A 17,512-nucleotide genomic window follows, 5' to 3' on the forward strand; every position below is an offset into this window, starting at 1 on the left:
CCAAAAACCGGGTCCCGTGAGCCGGGGCCCCATGAACTCGGGGAGACGGGCTCCATCCCCCGCCGCCCGTCTCCCCGAAACCACCCCTCAGTCACCAGATGAGGACGCCGCCGCCGATCTCCCGGGCCCGGAGAGCGGCGGCCTCGATGTTGTCCAGGCGGCTCTCGACCAGGTCGGAACGCTCCCCGACCGCCGCGGCGACGGCTTCCAGATGCTCCCGCAGCAACGCCAGCTCGCGCAGGAACTCCGCTACGTCCGAGGCCTCGACGTACAGGTCGCTGGAGGCCAGCACGGGGAGGTACACGCAGCCCAGCGCGCGCACGGGCGCCGAACCCCACACGGTCTCGCGCCAGTTCTCGAAGCCGGCCGAGTCGTTGCACCCCTCCGGAACGTCGAGCACGTTCCACTGGCCGTCCGCGTCACGCAGGAACACATCCACAGCCAAGGTCATGACCGCAGTGGACCACCGGTCGACCGGCCGGTCCACCGGTTGCGGGTAAAGGTCACCCTCCGGATCGGGGGCACGCTCCTAACTGGGGTCACTCCCCGAGCCGCGGCAGCACCCGCTCCGCGAACAGCCGCAGGCTGCGCCATCCCTCGTCCACCGGCATCCCGCCCGACAGCGGATGCAGTACGAGGTTGTCGAGCCCCAGCGCCACGCACTCGTCCGGTGTGAGGATGCGGTAGACGCCCTCCGCGCGCAGCTCCGCCACGGTAGTGGCCCCGGATTTCACCGCCGAGCGGATGTCCCCGGACTGCCAGGACGCGTAGGTCCGCGCCTCGTGCAGGAAGTGCGCCCCGTACTCGGCCCAGGCCCGGTCCGGGTCCTCGGCGATGTGCAGCAGCGGGGTCTCGGCCCCCGGCATCATGGTCCAGCCCTCGGTGCCGTACTCGACGAGCCGGTCCTTGTAGTAGGCCTCCAGGTCGGGCAGGTGCGCGCTGGGGAAGAAGGGCAGGCCGAGCCGCGCGGCCCGACGTGCGGCGGCCTTCGAGGAGCCGCCGACCAGCAGCAGGGGGTGCGGGTCGGAGAAGGGGCGCGGGGTGACCCGTACCGTACGGCCGCGGTACTCGAACTCCTCGCCGGACCACGCCTTCAGCACCGTCTCCAGCAGCTCGTCCTGGAGCCTGCCCCGGCGCTTCCAGTCCACGTCGAACTGGGCGTACTCCTCGGGCCGGTAGCCGATCCCGGCCACGGTCACCAGCCGGCCGCCGCTCAGCAGATCCAGTACGGCGATGTCCTCGGCCAGCCGCAGCGGGTCGTGCAGCGGGCCGATGATCGCCGACACGGTCACGGCGATGTGCCGGGTCGCGCCGAACACCGCGCCCGCGAAGGCGAAGGGCGAGGGCAGCCAGTTGTTGGCCACGCCGTGGTGCTCCTCCGTCTGCACGGTGGTGATCCCGTGCTCGTCGGCGTACGCGGCCATCTCCAGGGCGGCCCGGTAGCGGGCGCTCAGCGAGGCGGGGGTGGCGCCGGGTTCGACGAGGTTGAAGCGTACGACCGAGACGGGCATGGGAGGTCCCCCTTCGGGTGTGGCGGGGTCGGGTGCGGTGGGGCCGGGTGTGGTGGGGGACGGTAGCTGACGGTACGTCAGATGGCCATGGGTGTGACTAGGGGCTTCCGGGGCGCGGGGCTCGGCGCGCGCGGGTCCGGGCGCGCCCGCGCTGGGCCCCGGCGAGACCCATGGCTGATACTGGGTGGGTTATGGAAACCGTCATCCTTGCTGTAGTCATCGCCGTGGTCGTGCTCGGTGCGCTCGGCGGGCTCGTCGTCGGCAGCCGGCGCAAGAAGCCGCTGCCCCCGCCTCCCACCTCCGTGCCCGACATCACCGCCCCGCCGGCCGAGCCGCACGTCGGCGACGAGGCCGAGACCCCGCGCGACGAAGCGCGCCGGACCATAGAGGAGGTGGATCTCCCCGACGGCTCGGCCCCGGCCGCCGTCGAGGAACCCCCCGTACTGGATGTCCCCGAGCTGGATGTTCCCGAGCCCACCGCCGGACGGCTCGTCCGGCTGCGGTCCCGGCTCTCCCGCTCGCAGAACGCGCTCGGCAAGGGGCTGCTCACGCTCCTGTCGCGCGAGCACCTCGACGAGGACACCTGGGAGGAGATCGAGGACATCCTCCTCACCGCCGACGTCGGCGTGGCTCCCACCCAGGAACTCGTCGACGGGCTGCGCGCCCGCGTGAAGGTGCTCGGCACGCGTACCCCGCAGGAGCTGCGCACGCTGCTGCGCGAGGAGCTGCTCAAGCTGGTCGGCACCGATGTCGACCGGACCGTGAGGACCGAGCCGGAGGATCGCAAGCCCGGCATCGTGATGGTCGTCGGGGTCAACGGCACCGGCAAGACCACCACCACCGGGAAGCTCGCGCGGGTCCTCGTGGCCGACGGGCGGACCGTCGTGCTCGGTGCCGCCGACACGTTCCGGGCCGCTGCCGCCGATCAGTTGCAGACCTGGGGTGAGCGGGTCGGTGCGCATACCGTGCGCGGGCCCGAGGCCGGGGATCCTGCCTCCGTCGCGTTCGACGCGGTGAAGGAGGGCAAGGAGATGGGGGTCGATGTCGTCCTCATCGACACGGCCGGGCGGTTGCACACGAAGACCGGGCTCATGGATGAGCTCGGGAAGGTCAAGCGGGTTGTCGAGAAGCATGCGCCGCTTGATGAGGTGTTGCTCGTGCTGGACGCGACCACAGGGCAGAACGGGCTTGTGCAGGCTCGTGTATTTGCCGAGGTTGTCGACATCACCGGGATCGTGCTGACGAAGTTGGACGGCACGGCCAAGGGGGGCATCGTGATCGCCGTTCAGCGTGAACTGGGCGTTCCGGTCAAGCTGATCGGGCTTGGTGAGGGTGCGGATGATCTGGCGCCGTTTGAGCCGGAGGCGTTTGTTGATGCCCTTATCGGGGATTGACGCTCCGCGGGTTGGGCGGTTCTTTGACTGCCGGTCGGTGGGGGCTGGTCGCGCAGTTCCCCGCGCCCCTTTGGGGCGCGCTGTAGCCGCCCCCCTTCGAAAAAGTGCCCTTCTCCAGCTTGGAGAAGGGCACTTCGTCGTCTACGACCTACGCGCGCGACCTGTGTGCCACGTACGCCAGTGTGCCCAGCAACAGCCTTGCCGCCGGGGGCTTTGTCGCTGAGTCGAGGGCGGGGGAGCGGAGCCAGTGGACCGGGCCCTGGCCGGCCCGGTCGGAGGGTGGGGCGGTGATGTGGGTGCCGGGGCCCAGGCCTCGGAGGTCCAGGGAGGTGGGGTCGTCCCAGCCCATGCGGTAGAGGAGGGAGGGGAGTTCGGCGGCGGCGCCGGGGGCGACGAAGAAGTGGGCGCGGTGGTCGGGGGTCGCCGCGACCGGGCCGAGCGGGAGGCCCATGCGCTCCAGGCGGGCCAGTGCGCGGCGGCCGGCGGGTTCGGCCACCTCGATCACGTCGAACGCGCGGCCCACCGGCAGCATGATCGCGGCGCCCGGCAACTCGGCCCAGGCGTCGGTGACTTCGTCGAGGGTCGCGCCGGCCCGTACTTCCGGGGCGAAGGTCAGTGGATGTGCGCCCGGCGCGGGGCACTTGGTGTCGCCGCAGGAACACGCGCCGCCCGCGGCCCGTGCGCCGGCGACCACGTCCCAGCCCCAGAGGCCGGTGAACTCGGCCACCGCTGTGCACTCCGACGCGCGGCCGCGGCGGCGCGTGCCGGACCGGATGTCGCGGATGGTCCGGCTGCTGCCGATCGTGAAGCCCATGCCCCCTCCAACGGGTCCAACGCACCGGTGGTTACGAGACGGATGCGTGTCGTCACTCTGTGTTCACGCCTGCCCCGCGCCGCGTGGTCCAGGCAGCGTCCGGGAGTGCCTCGGGTGGTGTGTCCGACGGTGCGCGCCCCTGCGTGCACCGCTGCGCCCACCTTCGGCCGTCCTATGTCAAGTGAATCGTGCGCGGGCAACCGTAGGTTCATTCGAAGGGGTGGCGAATGGTGGCGTTTCCGCGATCGCCGTGGCTGGACGGGTGATCGTAGGATTACTTTGAGTGCACAAGCCCATGGGGCACATGCACTCGTGGGTATGCCGCAGGCAACTCGTCATCTCGTTCGAAGGGTGACAAGTGCGGGACGGGAAGCCGTATTTACCGGCATTCTGATAGGGCTTGGCGCACAGCGGCGACAAGTGGTTCCAGGGATGGGGGCGTTCCAGTGGGCGGCAACGGCGGAAGCGGGACAACCGCGGCCAGTACGGACAAGCGCCCCAATGAGCTGCTCGGCTCGTGGTTCGTGCGCAGCGGCTGGTCCAAGGGTGAGCTGGCGCGTCAAGTGAACCGCAGGGCACGGCAGTTGGGGGCCAACCACATCTCCACGGACACCTCGCGCGTGCGCCGCTGGCTGGACGGCGAGAACCCGCGCGAGCCGATCCCGAGGATCCTCTCGGAGCTGTTCTCCGAGCGCTTCGGCTGTGTCGTCTCGGTCGAGGACCTGGGCCTGCGCGCGGCCCGCCAGGCACCCTCCGTGTCCGGCGTCGACCTGCCGTGGACGGCCCCGCAGACGGTGGCCCTGCTCAGCGAGTTCTCCCGCAGCGACCTCATGCTGGCCCGCCGCGGCTTCCTCGGGGCCTCGCTGGCCCTGTCGGCGGGACCGTCCCTCATCGAACCCATGCAGCGCTGGCTCGTCCCCGGCCCCTCGGCCCACCAGCCGGAGCCCGAGCCGGTGAGCGCCTCCCGGCACGTCGGGCGGCTGTCCCGGCCCGAGTTGGAGCTGCTGGAGTCCACCACCGCGATGTTCCGCAAGTGGGACGCCCAGTGCGGCGGCGGCCTGCGCCGCAAGGCGGTCGTAGGACAGCTGCACGAGGTGACCGACCTGCTGCAGGAGCCCCAACCCGAGGCCACCAACCGGAAGTTGTTCAAGGTCGCCGCCGAACTCGCCGAGCTGGCCGGGTGGATGTCGTACGACGTGGGGCTCCAGCCCACCGCCCAGAAGTACTTCGTCCTCGCGCTGCACGCCGCCAAGGAGGCGGGCGACAAGCCGCTCGGGTCGTATGTGCTGTCCAGCATGAGCCGGCAGATGATTCATCTCGGGCGGCCCGACGACGCGTTGGAGCTGATCCACCTCGCGCAGTACGGCAGCCGGGACTGCGCGAGCCCGCGGACCCAGTCGATGCTGTATGCGATGGAGGCCCGCGCCTACGCCAACATGGGGCAGCCCGGCAAGTGCAAGCGGGCCGTCCGGATGGCCGAGGACACCTTCGGGGACGTACACGACTGGGACGACCCGGACCCGGACTGGATCCGTTTCTTCTCCGAGGCCGAGCTGTACGGCGAGAACTCGCACTCCTATCGCGACCTCGCCTACGTCGCCGGCCGCAGCCCCGCCTACGCCTCGCTGGCCGAGCCCGTCATGCAGCGGGCGGTGGACCTCTTCGCCAAGGACGAGGTGCACCAGCGGTCGTACGCACTCAATCTCATCGGCATGGCCACCGTGCACCTGCTGCGGCGGGAGCCGGAGCAGAGCGCGGTGCTGGCGACGGAGGCGATGACCGTCGCCAAGAAGGTGCGCTCCGAGCGCGTCAACACCCGTATCCGGAAGACCGTCGACACCGCGGTCCGCGACTTCGGCGAGCTGGCCGTGGTCGTCGACCTCACCGACCGGCTCGCGATCGAGCTGCCGGAGACCGCCGAAGCGGTCTGACACCCCGAGCCCCGGCCGCGGCCGGCCCTCCCGAACCGCCCGACTCGGCTCCCCCATGCCAGGTCATTCGGAGGGCCGACCGCGGCCGGTCCTGTCCTACGGGACTCGTATTCGAAAGACCGGCCGCGCGGCGGTGCGCGGTGCCGGTGGGACGGCCGGAAACGTCGGCCTCGCCGGGCGGCTCCCGAGCGGGCCGCGGGGGAGCGCCGAAGGGGCCTGGGCCCCGGGCCCCGGCGCTCCCGTGCCAGGTCGGCGGAAGGCCGGGCGCGGCCGGTTTCCAGCCGCCGGAAAAGGTTGCGCCACGATAACGATCGCGCGGCCGGAGATCCGGCGGTTCATCGACGCGTAACACGTACGGCGCCTTCGTCACCCCGGTGAAACATCGAGGGGCTTCGACGGAAACCGCGCTGCGCCAATCTCATGGCGCATAACCGGACCCCCCGCCTTGACCGGACCGCATCCAGGCTTCGCCCGCACGGGGCCGTACAACCGACGAGGAGACGCCGATGGCATCAGCCGCCATCACGCTTGCCGCTGAGGCACCCAAACTGTCCTCCGCGAACACAGGCTTCATGCTGATCTGTTCTGCCCTGGTGCTGCTCATGACACCGGGACTGGCCTTCTTCTACGGAGGCATGGTCCGCGTCAAGAGCACCCTGAACATGCTGATGATGAGCTTCATCAGCATCGGGATCGTCACCATCCTGTGGATTCTCTACGGCTTCTCGCTCGCCTTCGGTTCGAGCAACGGCTTCATCGGCTACGACTCCCACTGGCTGGGCATGAGCGATGTCGGGCTGACGGACCTCTGGCCCGGCTACACCATCCCGATCTTCGTGTTCATGGTCTTCCAGATGATGTTCGCCGTCATCACCCCGGCCCTGATAAGCGGTGCCATCGCCGACCGCGTCAAGTTCTCGGCCTGGGCGCTGTTCGTCGCCCTGTGGCTGACGGTCGTCTACGTCCCGGTCGCCCACTGGGTGTGGGGCGCCGACGGGTGGGCCTACAAGCTCGGTGTGATCGACTTCGCCGGTGGTACCGCGGTCCACATCAACGCCGGTGCCGGCGCCCTCGGCGTCATCCTGGTCATCGGCAAGCGCGTCGGCTTCAAGCGTGACCCCATGCGTCCGCACAGCCTTCCGCTGGTCATGCTCGGTGCCGGTCTCCTGTGGTTCGGCTGGTTCGGCTTCAACGCCGGTTCGTGGCTCGGCAACGACGACGGCGTCGGCGCGCTGATGTTCGTCAACACCCAGGTCGCCACCGCCGCCGCCATGCTCGCCTGGCTCGCCTACGAGAAGATCCGGCACGGCGCGTTCACCACGCTCGGCGCGGCCTCGGGTGCCGTCGCCGGTCTGGTCGCGATCACCCCGTCCGGTGGCGCTGTCTCCCCGATGGGCGCGATCGCCGTCGGTGCCATCGCCGGTGTCGGCTGCGCCGCAGCCGTCGGCCTGAAGTACAAGTTCGGCTTCGACGACTCCCTCGACGTCGTCGGTGTCCACATGGTCGGCGGTATCCTCGGCTCCCTGCTCATCGGCCTCTTCGCCAGCGGCAAGGGCCAGTCCGAGGTGAAGGGCCTCTTCTACGGCGGAGGCATGCACCAGTTCTGGATCCAGTGCGCCGGTGTCTTCGCGGTCCTCTTCTACTCCCTGATCGTCTCCGCGATCCTCGCCTTCCTCCTCGACAAGACCATCGGTATGCGGGTCACCGAGGACGAGGAGATCTCGGGCATCGACCAGGCCGAGCACGCCGAGACCGCATACGACTTCAGCGGCGCCGGCGGCGGCCTCAGCGGGGGCACGCTCACCTCCGCCACGGAGACGAAGAAGGTGGACGCATGAAGCTCATCACCGCCGTCGTGAAGCCCCACCGGCTCGACGAGATCAAGGAAGCCCTGCAGGCCTTCGGGGTCCACGGTCTGACGGTCACCGAGGCGAGCGGCTACGGTCGTCAGCGGGGGCACACCGAGGTCTACCGGGGCGCCGAGTACACGGTCGACCTGGTCCCCAAGATCCGCATCGAGGTGCTGGCCGAGGACGACGACGCCGAGCAGCTGATCGACGTCATCGTCAAGGCCGCCCGCACCGGCAAGATCGGTGACGGCAAGGTCTGGTCCCTCCCGGTCGAGACGGCCGTCCGGGTCAGGACCGGCGAGCGCGGACCGGACGCGCTCTAAAAAGAAACGAACAGGAGTCGCTGGGTGACGAGTACGGACGTGCGCAAGGATGCAGAGGACTCCGGACCCAGCGGCTACGCGGCGGCCCGGCTGCGCCTCCTCACTGAGGGGGTGCGGTCCGGGCCGCCGCGCCGTGCCGCCCTCGCCGAACTGACCGACGACTGGCTGACCGGCCTCTTCGCCGCCGGCAACGAAGCCCTCAAGGGCGTCTCCCTGGTCGCGGTCGGCGGCTACGGCCGCGGCGAGCTCTCCCCGCGCAGCGACCTCGACCTGCTCCTCCTGCACGACGGCGGCGACTCCGGCGCCGTCGCCGCGCTGGCCGACCGCATCTGGTACCCGGTCTGGGACCTGGGCCTCGCCCTCGACCACTCCGTCCGCACCCCCGCCGAGGCCCGCAAGACCGCGGGCGAGGACCTCAAGGTCCAGCTCGGCCTCCTCGACGCCCGCCACATCGCCGGCGACCTCGCCCTGACCGCCTCCCTGCGGACGGCCGTCCTCGCCGACTGGCGCAACCAGGCACCCAAGCGCCTCCCCGAACTCCAGGAACTCTGCGCCGAACGCGCCGAGCGCCAGGGCGAGTTGCAGTACCTCCTCGAACCCGACCTCAAGGAGGCCCGCGGCGGCCTCCGCGACGCCACCGCGCTGCGTGCCGTAGCCGCCTCCTGGCTGGCCGACGCCCCGCGCGAAGGACTCGCCGACGCCCGCCGCCGCCTCCTCGACGTGCGCGACGCCCTGCACCTCACCACTGGCCGCGCGACCGACCGGCTCGCACTCCAGGAGCAGGACCAGGTCGCCGCCGAGCTGGGCCTCCTCGACGCGGACACCCTGCTCCGGCAGGTCTACGAAGCGGCACGCGTCGTCTCGTACGCCAGTGACGTCACCTGGCGTGAAGTGGGGCGCGTGCTGCGGTCCCGTGCCGTGCGGCCGAGGCTGCGCGCCATGCTGGGCGGGGGCGCGAAACCCGCCACCGAGCGCTCACCGCTGGCCGAAGGCGTGGTCGAGCAGGACGGCGAGGTGGTGCTCGCCCGCGCCGCACGCCCCGAGCGCGACCCGGTTCTTCCGCTGCGCGCCGCCGCTGCCGCCGCGCAGGCCGGACTCCCGCTCTCGCTGCACGCCGTACGGCGCCTCGCGGCCACCGTGCGGCCGTTGCCCACGCCCTGGCCCGCCGAGGCGCGCGAGCAGCTGGTGACGCTGCTCGGTTCCGGGCAGCCCACGGTGGACGTGTGGGAGGCGCTGGAGGCCGAAGGCCTGATCACCCGCCTCCTTCCCGACTGGGAGCGGGTGCGCTGCCGCCCGCAGCGCAACGCCGTGCACATCTGGACCGTCGACCGGCACCTCATCGAAACCGCCGTCCGCGCCTCGGAGTTCGCCCGCCGCGTCAGCCGCCCCGACCTCCTGCTGGTCGCCGCGCTGCTGCACGACATCGGCAAGGGCTGGCCCGGCGACCACTCGGTGGCCGGCGAGATCATCGCCAAGGACGTGGCCGCCCGCATCGGCTTCGACCGCGCGGAGGTCGCCGTACTCGCGACTCTCGTACGGCATCACCTGCTGCTCATCGAGACCGCCACCCGGCGCGACCTGGAGGACCCGGCGACGGTTCGCTCGGTCGCCGAGGCGGTCGGTACGACGAGCACGCTGGAGCTGTTGCACGCGCTGACCGAGGCGGACGCGCTGGCCACCGGACCGGCCGCCTGGTCGTCCTGGCGGGCCGGTCTCGTCACCGACCTGGTGAAGCGGGTCGCCGCCGTGCTCTCCGGGGACGCCCCCGAGGAGCCCGAGGCGGGCGCGGCCACGGCCGAACAGGAACGCCTGGCGATCGAGGCCGTGGCGACCGGCGGCCCGGTGTTGGCCCTGCGCGCCCAGACCGAACCCCCGACCGAGGACGAGCCCGCGGGCGACCCCGAACCGCTCGGCGTGGAACTCCTGATCGCCGTCCCCGACCAGCCGGGCGTACTCCCCGCGGTGGCCGGCGTCCTGGCGATGCACCGCCTGACGGTCCGTACGGCGGAACTGCGCGCGCTGGACCTGCCGGACGGCGTCGAGGGTTCCGTCCTCCTGCTCAACTGGCGGGTCGCCGCCGAATACGGCTCCCTGCCCCAGGCCGCCCGGCTGCGCGCCGATCTCGTACGGGCCCTGGACGGTTCGCTGGACATCGCGGGGCGGTTGGCGGAGCGCGACGCCGCGTATCCGCGCCGCCGGGGTGTCGTGGCCCCGCCCGCCCGCGTGACGGTCGCCCCGGCCGCGTCCCGGCACGCGACGGTGATCGAGGTGCGCGCGCACGACGCGCCGGGGCTGCTGCACCGGATCGGACGGGCGCTGGACGACGCCGGGGTGCGGGTGCGGAGCATGCACGTCAGCACGCTGGGCTCCAACGCGGTGGACGCGTTCTACGTGACCCAGGCACCCGGCGCGCCCCTGGCGGGGGACGAGGCACTGGCCGTGGCGCGCAAGCTGGAGGAGAGACTGAGGGAGTGACCTCCGGTCGGGTCATGCGTTTACCTGATGTGCTCCCCGGTGCTGCGGGGGTGATCCGATCGTGAACGACGAACTGGTCACGATCCTCGGTTGCTCCCCGCCGACGCGGGGTTTTGCCCCCGCCCGATGTATTCACCGGCCGGGGGCGTTTGTCTTGCCGGGCCGGATACCCTGGAGGACAACGCCAAACTGCCCCCGACCCCGAGGACCGACGCCGCCGTGTTCGATACTCTCTCCGACCGCCTCAGCGCGACTTTCAAAAACCTCCGCGGCAAAGGCAGGCTGAGCGAGGCGGACATCGACGCCACGGCGCGCGAGATCCGCATCGCTCTCCTCGAAGCCGACGTGGCCCTGCCGGTCGTCCGCACGTTCATCAAGAACGTCAAGGAACGTGCCCTCGACTCCGACGTCAACAAGGCGCTGAACCCTGCCCAGCAGGTCCTCAAGATCGTCAACGAAGAGCTGGTCCGGGTGCTCGGCGGCGAGACCCGCCGCCTGCGCTTCGCCAAGAACCCGCCGACCGTGATCATGCTCGCCGGTCTCCAGGGTGCCGGTAAGACCACCCTCGCGGGCAAGCTCGGCAAGTGGCTCAAGGACCAGGGGCACTCGCCGCTGCTCGTCGCCGCCGACCTCCAGCGCCCGAACGCCGTGAACCAGCTGAGCGTCGTCGCCGAGCGCGCCGGTGTCGCGGTCTACGCGCCCGAGCCGGGCAACGGCGTCGGCGACCCGGTCAAGGTGGCCAAGGACTCCATCGAGTTCGCGAAGTCCAAGGTCCACGACATCGTGATCGTGGACACCGCGGGCCGCCTCGGCATCGACCAGGAGCTGATGCGGCAGGCCGCGGACATCCGCGACGCGGTCTCGCCGGACGAGATCCTCTTCGTCGTCGACGCGATGATCGGCCAGGACGCGGTCAACACCGCCGAGTCCTTCCGCGACGGCGTCGGCTTCGACGGCGTGGTGCTCTCCAAGCTCGACGGCGACGCCCGCGGTGGCGCCGCCCTGTCGATCGCGTCCGTCACCGGCAAGCCGATCATGTTCGCGTCGAACGGCGAGAAGCTCGACGACTTCGACGCCTTCCACCCGGACCGGATGGCCTCCCGCATCCTCGACATGGGTGACCTGCTCACCCTGATCGAGCAGGCGGAGAAGACGTTCAGCCAAGAAGAGGCCGAGAAGATGGCCTCCAAGCTGGCGTCCAAGAAGGGCCAGGACTTCACCCTCGACGACTTCCTGTCCCAGATGGAACAGGTCCGGAAGATGGGCAGCATCAGCAAGCTGCTCGGCATGCTCCCCGGCATGGGCCAGATCAAGGACCAGATCAACAACCTGGACGAGCGGGACGTCGACCGTACGGCCGCGATCATCAAGTCGATGACCCCGGCCGAGCGCGCCGAGCCGACCATCATCAACGGCTCGCGCCGCGCCCGTATCGCCAAGGGCTCCGGCGTCGAGGTCAGCGCGGTCAAGGGCCTGGTCGAGCGGTTCTTCGAGGCCCGCAAGATGATGTCCCGCATGGCGCAGGGCGGTGGGATGCCCGGCATGCCGGGGATGCCGGGCATGGGCGGCGGCCCCGGCCGCACCAAGAAGCAGCCCAAGCAGGCCAAGGGCAAGCAGCGCTCCGGCAACCCGATGAAGCGCAAGCAGCAGGAGCTGGAAGAGGCCAAGCGCCGCGAGGCCGGCGCGGCTCAGGGCGGCGGCAACGCGTTCGGTCTCCCCGAGCAGGGCGGCCAGGACTTCGAGCTGCCGGACGAGTTCAAGAAGTTCATGGGCTGACGGTTCGTGGGCTGAGCCTCAAGCTCCATGGGCTGACAGCCGTCTTCTACGTCACCGAGGGCGCCCCTCTTTGAGAAGGGCGCCCTCGGCGCATCCTGGGCGTGCCGACGCCAGGCCCGTGTCGTAACTTGCCGATATGACCAACCCCGCGCCGCCGCGCAAGTCCCCGGATCAGCCCTGGCGTACCGAGGGCACCCCCGACGAGCCTCCGAAGCCGTCGCCCGGCGGGAAGAAGATGCGCGGCGGCTGGTGGAGTCTGATCCTCACCGCGCTGGTCGTGTACCTGATCGCGAACCTGATCCTGTCGTTCTTCAACGAGGGCGACGAACCGACCATCTCGTACACGGAGTTCAGCAAGCAGGTCGACGCGGGCAACGTCACCAAGATCTACGCCAAGGGAAACGCGATCCAGGGCCAGCTCAAGAAGGAGCAGAAGAACCCGGACGGCGACGGCAAGTACACCAAGTTCGACACCGAGCGGCCGACCTTCGCGGACGACAAGCTCTGGGAGGACCTGACCAAGCACAACGTCACCGTCACGGCGGAACCGGTCGTACAACACCGTAGTTTTCTGGCCAATCTGCTGATCTCGCTGGCCCCGATGCTGCTCCTGGTCGTCCTGTGGCTCTTCATCGCGCGCCGGATGAGCTCGGGGCTCGGCGGCGCGGGCGGCATGCTCGGCCGCAAGGCCCCGCCCAAGCCGGTCGAGCTGGAGCCCGGCAAGCAGCGCACGACCTTCGAGGACGTCGCCGGCATCGACGAGGTCGAGGGCGAGCTGAACGACGTCGTCGACTTCCTGAAGAACCCCGACGAGTACCGCAAGATGGGCGCCAAGATGCCCCGGGGCGTGCTCCTCGCGGGCCCGCCCGGCACCGGGAAGACGCTGCTCGCGCGGGCGGTCGCGGGGGAGGCGGGGGTGCCGTTCTTCTCGGCGTCGGCCTCCGAGTTCATCGAGATGATCGTCGGTGTCGGTGCCTCACGCGTGCGTGAACTGTTCGCGGAGGCCCGCAAGGTGGCTCCCTCGATCATCTTCATCGACGAGATCGACACCATCGGCCGGGCCCGCGGCGGCGGCTCCGGCATGGGCGGTCACGACGAGCGCGAGCAGACCCTGAACCAGATCCTCACCGAGATGGACGGCTTCTCCGGCTCCGAGGGCGTCATCGTCATCGCGGCCACCAACCGCGCCGACGTCCTGGACCCGGCGCTGACCCGCCCCGGCCGCTTCGACCGGGTGGTCGTGGTCTCGCCGCCCGACCGGGGCGGCCGCGAGGCGATCCTGGAGATCCACACCCGCGAGGTCCCGCTCGCGAAGGACGTGAACCTCGCCCAGGTCGCCCGCACGACCCCGGGCATGACCGGCGCCGAACTGGCCAACCTCGCCAACGAGGCCGCCCTCCTCGCGGTCAAGCGCAAGCAGAGCGAGGTCACCCAGTCCGACCTCTCGGAGGCCCTGGAGAAGGTCCAACTGGGCGCGGAACGCCCGCTGGTGATGCCCGAGGAGGAGCGCCGCCGCACCGCCTACCACGAGAGCGGCCACGCCCTCCTCGGCATGCTCCAGCCCGGCGCCGACCCGGTCCGCAAGATCACCATCGTCCCGCGCGGGAGGGCCCTCGGCGTCACGCTCTCGACCCCGGACGCGGACAAGTACGCGTACACCGAGGAGTACCTGCGCGGCCGCATCATCGGCGCCCTCGGCGGCATGGCCGCGGAACAGGTCGTCTACGGCGTGATCACCACCGGTGCCGAGAACGACCTCGAACAGGTCACCAACATCGCGCGCGGGATGGTCGCCCGCTGGGGCATGAGCGAGCGCGTCGGCCGCCTCTCCGCCCTCCCCAGCGACGCCCAGCAGGCCTACGGCCTCTCGGCGGCACCGGGGACCCTGGACGTGATCGACCACGAGATGCGCCGCATCGTCGACGAGTGCTACGACGAGGCCATCCGCAAACTCGGCGACCACCGCGGCCAGTTGGACGCGCTCGCGGCGGCCCTCCTGGAGAACGAGACCCTGGAGGAGACGGACGCCTACCGCATCGCGGGCGTCACGCGCCTCTTCAAGGAAGAGCCGTAGTCATCCTCAGGTCGCACACGCGCTGAGTCATCCTCAGGTCGTACGCGCGATCAGATACCGGAAGACGTTCGGCATCCACACGGTCCCGTCCTGCCGACGATACGGATGCAACGCCTCCGCCAACTCCTTGTCCACCTGCGCCTGATCCGTCGCGACGATCGCCGCGTCGAAGAGCCCCGTCGACAGCAGCCCCCGTACGGCGCTCTCGACATCGGCGTACCCGAAGGGGCACGCCACCCGGCCCGAGCCGTCCGGCCTGAGGCCCGCGCGGTGGGCGACCACCTCCAGGTCGTCGCGCAGGACCGGGCGCGGGCTGCCCGTGCCGCGCAGCGGGTCCGCCAGCCTGGTGGCCACCCGCAGCACGGCCGAGGTCGCGCAGCGCTCCGGCGGACCCCAGCCCGCCAGCACCACGGGCGCCCCGCGCGCGGCGAGCGGTGTCGCGGCGGCGAGCGTGTCGCCGAGCCCCTCCGAGTCGCCCGCGAGGCACCCGATGGGCTCGAAGGCGGTCACCAGGGTGTACGCGGGCGTCTCCGCGCCGGCCGCGTCCCTGGGGGAGCCGTAGACGAGCCGGGTGTGCGCACGCGCGCGGGGGGTCCAGGCGGTCGGCAGCAGTCGCTCGCGGGCGAGGGCCAGGCGCTCGGGGGAGAAGCGCTCGACACCGGTGACCGTCGCGCCTCTGGAGGCCGCCATCAGCAGGGCGAGCCCGGAGCCGCAGCCGAGGCCGAGCAGCCGGGTGCCGGACCCCACTTCCAGTCGCTCGTAGACCGCTTCGTAGAGCGGCACCAGCATCCGCTCCTGGATCTCGGACCAGTCACGCGCGCGTGCACCCAGGTCCACGCGGGGCGCCGGCCCCGCGTGAGGTAGGTACTGCCGCACGAGCGTAGGTGTCATGGAAAGCGCCCCAATCCGCCGAGAGTTGTGGCCGTGCCCGTTTCCGAGGCCCCCGTGATGTGCGCCCGCACTTCCCCCGTATGCCAGCAAACTCCGCACGCGCTACGGCGTCCAGGGGTTGTGGGCCCCGGCTTGTGGCTTGCCTGTGGGAGTGGCGAGAATTCACATGACGGCAACGTGGACCCGTACGATCTCGCCATGGCCAAGGCACCCGTACTCACGCCGCGGGCGGATGATTTCCCCCGCTGGTACCAGGATCTGATCAGCAAGGCCGAACTGGCCGACAACGGACCGGTGCGCGGCTCCATGGTCATCCGACCGTACGGGTACGGCATCTGGGAGCGGATGCAGGCGGAGATGGACGCCCGCATCAAGGAGACGGGCACCGAGAACGCGTACTTCCCGCTGCTGATCCCGCAGTCCTACCTCGCCCGCGAGGCGGACCACGTCGAGGGCTTCGCTCCCGAGCTGGCCGTGGTCACGCACGGCGGCGGCAAGGAGCTGGAGGAGCCCGCGGTCGTCCGGCCCACCTCCGAGATGATCATCAACGAGTACTTCGCGAAGTGGGTGCAGAGCTACCGCGACCTGCCCCTGCTGATCAACCAGTGGGCGAACGTGGTCCGTTGGGAGCTGCGGCCCCGGCTCTTCCTCCGTACGAGTGAGTTCCTGTGGCAGGAGGGCCACACCGCGCACGCGACCTACGAGGAGGCGCGCGACTTCGCCGCGCACATCCACCGCCAGGTGTACGAGGACTTCATGGTCAACGTCCTCGCGATGGACGTCGTCCCGGGCCGCAAGACGGTCAAGGAGCGGTTCGCGGGCGCGATCAACACCCTCACCCTGGAAGGGATGATGGGCGACGGCAAGGCGCTGCAGATGGCGACCAGTCACGAGTTGGGCCAGAACTTCGCGAAGGCCTTCAACACGCAGTACCTGTCGAAGGAAGGCAAGCAGGAGCTCGTCTGGCAGACCTCCTGGGGCTCCACCACGCGCATGATCGGCGCCCTGGTGATGATGCACGGCGACGACGACGGTCTGCGGGTGCCGCCGCGGCTGGCGCAGATCCAGGTGGTCGTCCTCGCGATCAAGGGCGACGAGGCGGTTCTGGCCAAGGTCCGCGAGATCGGGGCTCGGCTGAAGGCGGCGGGCGTCCGCGTCCGGGTCGACGACCGCACGGACATCCCCTTCGGGCGCCGCGCCGTCGACTGGGAGCTGAAGGGCGTGCCGGTGCGGATCGAGGTCGGACCCCGTGACCTGGAGAACGGCACGGCGATGCTGGCCCGCCGTATCCCCGGAGGCAAGGAGCCGGTGGCGATCGACTCTCTCGTAGAGCTGCTTCCCGTAGTCCTGGAGGAGGATCAGGCGCTGCTGCTGAGGCAGTCCCGCGAGCGGCGCGAGTCCCGTACCTCAGAGGTGTCGACGATCGCGGAGGCCGTCGAGGCCGCGACCGCCGGCGGCTGGGCGCGCATCCCGTGGGCGACGCTCGGCGAAGAAGGCGAGGCCGGGCTGGCCGAGCACGCGGTGACCGTACGGTGTCTCGTCGCCGAGGACGGGTCGGTACCGGACTCCGACACGGCACCCGGTAACGTCGCGATCGTCGCGCGCGCTTACTGAGGTAGCGCCCTTCCGGCGGGAGAGCGACCGAAAGGCCCCTTGCGCAACGGCGGACATCAGCTCACCCGGCGCGCGGACACCGTCTACGCGCCGGGTCGTACGTGGGCCTACGCACCACCTTGTGCTGAGCTGTGAGGCTTCTCCGCAGATCAGCGCACCCGCCCTCCTCCGGACGCATCAGCGGCAACTGACGGGTACGTGCAAATTATTTGGGATGCCCCGGAATCGGAACACAGGGGCACTCCGGCTCGTTGTCATTACGTGAGCACGACACAGACACCACCTGTTCTCGCCGCAGAGCTGGCAGAGGCGTGGGCCGATATTCAGCGGTACCACCCCGAACTGCCCGATCTGGCCGCGCCCGAGTCCCTGATCGGAGAGTCGTCGTCCGCCTGCGGACACGAGCTCTCCTTCGAGCGACTGCTGCATGAGGCAGTCCATGGCATCGCCGCTTCGCGCGGCGTGCGTGACACGTCCCGCGCCGGCCGCTACCACAACCGCAGATTCCTTGCGATCGCCGAGGAGCTGGGCCTGGACCACCCCGACGAACCGCATCCCAGCAGCGGTTTCTCGCTGGTCCAGCTCAACCCCGAGGCGAAGCGGCGCTACCGGCCGACGATCGAGCGCCTCCAGCGCGCGCTCAAGGCCCACACCGTCGCCACCTCGGCCGACACCTCCCGTACCTTCCGCGGCCCGGCCGCCCGTCACGGCTCGTCCGGTGGCGGCGTCCGCGTCAAGGCGGTGTGCGACTGCGGTCGTAACGTACGGGTCGTCCCGTCGGTGCTGGCCCAGGCGCCGATCGTGTGCGGGGGCTGCGGCAAGCCCTTCCGCATCCCGGAGGCCGTGGCGGCCTGAGGAC

13 protein-coding genes are annotated in these 17,512 nt (G+C 70.5%); 9 read left to right on the top strand and 4 right to left on the bottom strand.

Going from position 1 to position 17,512, the window contains the following annotated elements; genetic code table 11:
* Nucleotides 1-91: 91 nt before the first annotated feature.
* Together R2B38_RS30360 and R2B38_RS30365 are read right to left on the bottom strand one after the other, a co-directional pair.
* Nucleotides 92-451 carry a hypothetical protein gene (locus R2B38_RS30360; RefSeq protein WP_318019064.1) on the bottom strand — a complete coding sequence of 120 codons (360 nt, stop codon included), beginning with the start codon at nt 449-451 and terminating at the stop codon, nt 92-94.
* An 88-nt stretch (nt 452-539) separates the two neighbouring features.
* On the bottom strand, nt 540-1,511 hold the full coding sequence (locus R2B38_RS30365) for an LLM class flavin-dependent oxidoreductase (RefSeq protein ID WP_318019065.1): 972 nt from the start codon (nt 1,509-1,511) through the stop codon (nt 540-542).
* 191 nt (nt 1,512-1,702) lie between these two features.
* Between R2B38_RS30365 and ftsY the strand changes: the two genes are divergently transcribed.
* Nucleotides 1,703-2,905: a signal recognition particle-docking protein FtsY gene (gene ftsY, locus R2B38_RS30370; protein WP_318019066.1), complete on the top strand. Its 1,203-nt coding sequence runs from the start codon at nt 1,703-1,705 to the stop codon at nt 2,903-2,905.
* 148 nt (nt 2,906-3,053) lie between these two features.
* On the opposite strand, the gene R2B38_RS30375 is transcribed toward ftsY, so the two are convergent.
* On the bottom strand, nt 3,054-3,719 hold the full coding sequence (locus R2B38_RS30375; protein ID WP_318019067.1) for a bifunctional DNA primase/polymerase: 666 nt from the start codon (nt 3,717-3,719) through the stop codon (nt 3,054-3,056).
* Nucleotides 3,720-4,165: 446 nt separating this feature from the next.
* On the opposite strand from R2B38_RS30375, the gene R2B38_RS30380 reads away from it, so the two are divergent.
* From R2B38_RS30380 to ftsH, 6 genes are all read left to right on the top strand, one after another.
* On the top strand, nt 4,166-5,650 hold the full coding sequence (locus tag R2B38_RS30380; RefSeq protein WP_318019068.1) for a hypothetical protein: 1,485 nt from the start codon (nt 4,166-4,168) through the stop codon (nt 5,648-5,650).
* A gap of 506 nt (nt 5,651-6,156) precedes the next feature.
* A complete protein-coding gene (locus R2B38_RS30385; protein WP_033282660.1) occupies nt 6,157-7,488 on the top strand; it encodes an ammonium transporter in 1,332 nt (443 codons plus the stop codon).
* The gene (locus tag R2B38_RS30390; protein ID WP_003997576.1) at nt 7,485-7,823 is read left to right on the top strand and encodes a P-II family nitrogen regulator; all 339 of its coding nucleotides are present in this window, start codon (nt 7,485-7,487) and stop codon (nt 7,821-7,823) included. The genes R2B38_RS30385 and R2B38_RS30390 overlap by 4 nt, the downstream gene beginning before the upstream one ends.
* 24 nt (nt 7,824-7,847) lie before the next feature.
* The gene (locus R2B38_RS30395; RefSeq protein ID WP_318019069.1) at nt 7,848-10,298 is read left to right on the top strand and encodes a [protein-PII] uridylyltransferase; all 2,451 of its coding nucleotides are present in this window, start codon (nt 7,848-7,850) and stop codon (nt 10,296-10,298) included.
* Nucleotides 10,299-10,517: 219 nt separating this feature from the next.
* A complete protein-coding gene (gene ffh / locus R2B38_RS30400; RefSeq protein WP_318019070.1) occupies nt 10,518-12,074 on the top strand; it encodes a signal recognition particle protein in 1,557 nt (518 codons plus the stop codon).
* A 136-nt stretch (nt 12,075-12,210) separates the two neighbouring features.
* On the top strand, nt 12,211-14,148 hold the full coding sequence (ftsH, locus tag R2B38_RS30405) for an ATP-dependent zinc metalloprotease FtsH (protein ID WP_318019071.1): 1,938 nt from the start codon (nt 12,211-12,213) through the stop codon (nt 14,146-14,148).
* Between the two features lie 33 nt (nt 14,149-14,181).
* Here the strand turns inward: ftsH and R2B38_RS30410 are convergent, their stop codons facing one another.
* Nucleotides 14,182-15,039, bottom strand: a complete 858-nt coding sequence (locus R2B38_RS30410; RefSeq protein WP_318019072.1) for an SAM-dependent methyltransferase — start codon at nt 15,037-15,039, stop codon at nt 14,182-14,184.
* Between the two features lie 198 nt (nt 15,040-15,237).
* Between R2B38_RS30410 and proS the strand changes: the two genes are divergently transcribed.
* Both proS and R2B38_RS30420 read left to right on the top strand, forming a co-directional pair.
* Nucleotides 15,238-16,653 (top strand): proline--tRNA ligase, encoded by a 1,416-nt coding sequence (proS, locus tag R2B38_RS30415; protein ID WP_318019073.1) that lies wholly within the window; start codon nt 15,238-15,240, stop codon nt 16,651-16,653.
* Nucleotides 16,654-16,914: 261 nt separating this feature from the next.
* Nucleotides 16,915-17,508 carry a hypothetical protein gene (locus tag R2B38_RS30420; RefSeq protein ID WP_033282654.1) on the top strand — a complete coding sequence of 198 codons (594 nt, stop codon included), beginning with the start codon at nt 16,915-16,917 and terminating at the stop codon, nt 17,506-17,508.
* The last annotated feature ends 4 nt before the right edge of the window (nt 17,509-17,512 follow it).

Origin of the sequence: Streptomyces sp. N50 (assembly GCF_033335955.1) — a bacterium.
Lineage (GTDB): Bacteria > Actinomycetota > Actinomycetes > Streptomycetales > Streptomycetaceae > Streptomyces.